This window comes from Nocardiopsis sp. TNDT3, from assembly GCF_003427465.1.
GTDB classification, from domain to species: Bacteria; Actinomycetota; Actinomycetes; order Streptosporangiales; family Streptosporangiaceae; genus Nocardiopsis; species Nocardiopsis dassonvillei.
This window is the reverse complement of record NZ_QPFC01000494.1, coordinates 1-3464: the sequence shown is the minus strand read 5'-3', so window position 1 is coordinate 3464 and position 3464 is coordinate 1. Positions and strand designations below refer to the sequence as shown.

The 3464-nt window shown below is 70.2% G+C and carries 2 protein-coding genes; both read left to right on the top strand.

Annotated features, from left to right (window positions below; translation table 11 throughout):
- The coding region (locus DQW06_RS12880; RefSeq protein WP_370449073.1) for a polysaccharide lyase at positions 1–462 on the top strand (462 nt) is incomplete at its 5' end.
- A gap of 718 nt (positions 463–1180) precedes the next feature.
- Positions 1181–3394, top strand: coding sequence for a (Fe-S)-binding protein (locus DQW06_RS12875; protein ID WP_117198529.1), 2214 nt, complete (start codon positions 1181–1183; stop codon positions 3392–3394).
- Positions 3395–3464: the final 70 nt, after the last annotated feature.

Here is a 3464-nt window from a genome sequence, read left to right as displayed (position 1 = left end):
GGCGCGGGCTGCTCGGGCGGGGACGTCTGCACGGGCGAGAACGGCTACAGCTCGCGCGTGGTCTGGCGCCGCGACGGCAAGGCGGAGCTGTACTACTACCACATGGACAAGGCGGGCGAGTTCGGCGACTCCGAGCCCCTCGTCGCGGACGGGTCCGTCGTCCACCTCCCCCGGGGCGAGTGGGTGCACATCGCCCAGCGGGTCCGCGTCAACACGGTCACCGACGGCCGGGCCGAGCCCGACGGGGAGATCGAGGTCTTCTACAACGGCGAGCCCGCCGCGCTGGTCACCGGCCTTCGCCTGGTCACCGACGACGACCTGGTGGACAAGGCCTACCTCTCGACCTTCTTCGGCGGCTCCACCGAGGGCTTCGCCCCGGCCCACGACAGCTACGTCTGGTACGACGACCTGAAGGTGTCCACCTCGCGCACCGACATCTGCGAGCTCGGCGGCTGCGCCTGAGCGCCGACGGCCCCGCCCGACCCGCTCCGCCGGGGCCCGTCCGGGGGAGGGCCCCGAGCGCCGCGCCGCCCGGGGTCCGCGCTCCGGGGAGTCGTCCACAGGCGGAGGGTGGGCGTTGTCGGAGGCCGGGCCCCTTCACGAGACTGGAAGACGGGGGGTCCCACGGCGTCCCCGGCTTCGCCGTGCCCGCGCGCCGCGCACCGTTCGCGGGGACGGACCTCGCGCTCGACCCCCGGCGCGGCCCCGTGTCCGGTCCTCCTGCGCGGTCCTCGTGCCCGGTCCTCGGGTGCGCCCCGCTGGAGGCACTCCACTGGAGGCTCCCGGAGGTCGTCCACAGCCGCGGATCCGTGGTTGTTCCACTCCCGGCGATGCCGCAACCTGGTAGTAGGGGAGAGACGGTGAAGTCACCGATACCCCCGTCGAGTCGTCCCGCGTCCGCCGTCCGCTACATATAGGACGTGCGGTGTGCCCGAGTCCCGTTCGGGCGCACCCGCGCGGTCCTGTCACACCGGTACCGGCGCCAGCGCCGGACGGCACCGGCGCGGGCGTGCCGACCGGGTTCCGCGACCCGGCGGCCCGCGGCGACGGCGGCGGGGTGTCCGTTCCGCGAGCGGTCGGGCATCCGGTGGCGACCGCGGCATTACTCGCTAGTAACATATAGTTCGACCCCCGGTGTGTGGCGCACCGGACGACGAAGCAGGATGGGAGGCCACGGACGATGCTGTACCTGACACTGGGCATCATCACCTCGGTCTTCGCCGTGGTCGCGTTCACCATGTTCGCTCTGGGCATCCGCCAGATCGTGCGAACCGTGGGTGTGGGCCGCTCGGTGGAGCCGGAGCGCAAGGGGCCGTTCGGACAGCGGTTCACCATGGCGCTCATCGAGATCCTCGGGCACGGGCGGATGCTCAAGCGGCCGTGGATCGGCGTCGCCCACTGGTTCGTCATGGTCTCGTTCCCGCTGCTGGTCTTCACCGTCGTGGAGGCCCAGGGCGAGGTCTTCGACCCGCACTTCAAGCTGCCGATCATCTACGACTGGGCCCTGTACGGCCTGGCCATCGAGCTCATCGCCGCGGCCAGCCTCGTCGGCATCGTCGGCCTGACCGTCTACCGCCTGCTCAACGGGCCCAAGCGCCTGGGCCGCCAGTCCCGGTTCACCAACTCCCGGCACTGGACGGCGTACTACGTCGAGGCCTACCTGTGGGGCCTGCTGATCTCGATCTTCGTGATCCGCGGTCTCAAGTCGGCCATGGGCGACTTCCCGTTCCCGGCCTGGGCGACGCCGATCTCCACCGGCCTCGGCGCGATCCTGCCCGGCGACCCCGCGGTCGCCGAGCCCGCCATCGCGCTGGTCGCCGCGTTCAAGCTGATCATCAGCTACCTGTTCTTCGTGGTCATCGCCCGCGTGCTCACCATGGGCATCGGCTGGCACCGCTTCCTCGCGCCGGTCAACATCTACTTCAAGCGCAACGCCGACGGGTTCCCGTCCCTGGGCGCGGCCAAGCAGATGATGGACAAGTCCGGCACCAAGCCCCTCGACTTCGAGGAGGCCGACCCCGACGAGGACCCGTTCGGCGCGGGCAAGCTGGAGGACTTCACCTGGAAGGGCCTCCTGGACTTCACCACCTGCACCGAGTGCGGGCGCTGCCAGTCCCAGTGCCCCGCCTGGAACACGGGCAAGCCGCTCTCGCCCAAGAAGGTCATCCTCGACCTCCAGCAGCACACCTACGAGAAGGCCCCGTACCTGCTCCAGGGCATCACCGAGGAGACCCTCGCCGAGAAGCCCGACGAGAGCCACGCGGGCGTGGACGTCCTCGCCCTCCTCAACCGGCCGCTGGTCGGCACCGAGGAGGAGAACGGCGTCATCCACCCCGACGAGCTGTGGGCCTGCACCAACTGCGGCGCCTGCGTCGAGCAGTGCCCGGTGGACATCGAGCACATCGACCACATCCTCGACATGCGCCGCTACCAGGTGATGGTCGAGTCCAACTTCCCGTCCGAGGCCAACACGCTCCTCAAGAACCTGGAGAACAAGGCCAACCCGTGGGGCATGGCCGAGGACCGGCGCATGGACTGGATCGAGGAGCTGGCCTCCCGGGAGGAGAACCCGGTCGAGGTGCAGGTCGTCGAGGACAAGCTCCCCGAGGGCACCGAGTACCTGTTCTGGGTCGGCTGCGCCGGTGCCCTGGAGGACCGCGCCAAGAAGACCACCAAGGCCATCGCCGAGCTGCTCGACATGGCGGGCGTCGAGTTCGCCGTGCTGGGCGGCATGGAGGCCTGCACCGGTGACCCCGCGCGCCGCCTGGGCATGGAGTACGTCTTCCAGATGCTCGCCCAGCAGAACGTGGAGACGCTGAACGAGGCCGGTGTCACCAAGATCGTGGCCAGCTGCCCGCACTGCTTCAACACGCTCGCCAACGAGTACCCGCAGCTCGGCGGTACCTACGAGGTCGTGCACCACAGCCAGCTGCTGGCCAAGCTCGTGGAGGAGGGCAGGCTCACGCCGGTCAACTCCGTGGAGGAGAACATCACCTACCACGACCCCTGCTTCCTGGGCCGCCACAACAAGGTGTACACGCCGCCGCGCGACATCATGGCGCAGGTGCCGGGGGTCAAGACGCAGGAGATGCACCGCCACAAGGAGCGGGGCTTCTGCTGCGGCGCCGGCGGCGCCCGCATGTGGATGGAGGAGCGGATCGGCAAGCGCATCAACACCGAGCGGGTGGACGAGGCGCTGACCACCAACCCCGACACCGTCTCCACCGCGTGCCCGTTCTGCCAGGTCATGCTCGGCGACGCGATCAACGAGAAGAAGTCGCAGGGCGAGGCGAAGGAGACGCTGGAGGTCGTGGACGTCTCCCAGCTGCTGCTGCGCTCGGTCCGGGGCGAGGCCCCCAAGGAGGAGGCCGAGACCGCCGACGCCCAGGGCTGACGCGAGGTCCGGACCAGGGCACCGAGCCCGCGCAGGGGCCGGGGCAGGGGCACTTCCGGGCCGGAGGCGG

Excerpts from the sequence above, each read along its gene's own strand:
- DQW06_RS12875 (WP_117198529.1), top strand. The coding sequence starts at position 1,181 with ATGCTGTACCTGACACTGGGCATCATCACCTCGGTCTTCGCCGTGGTC.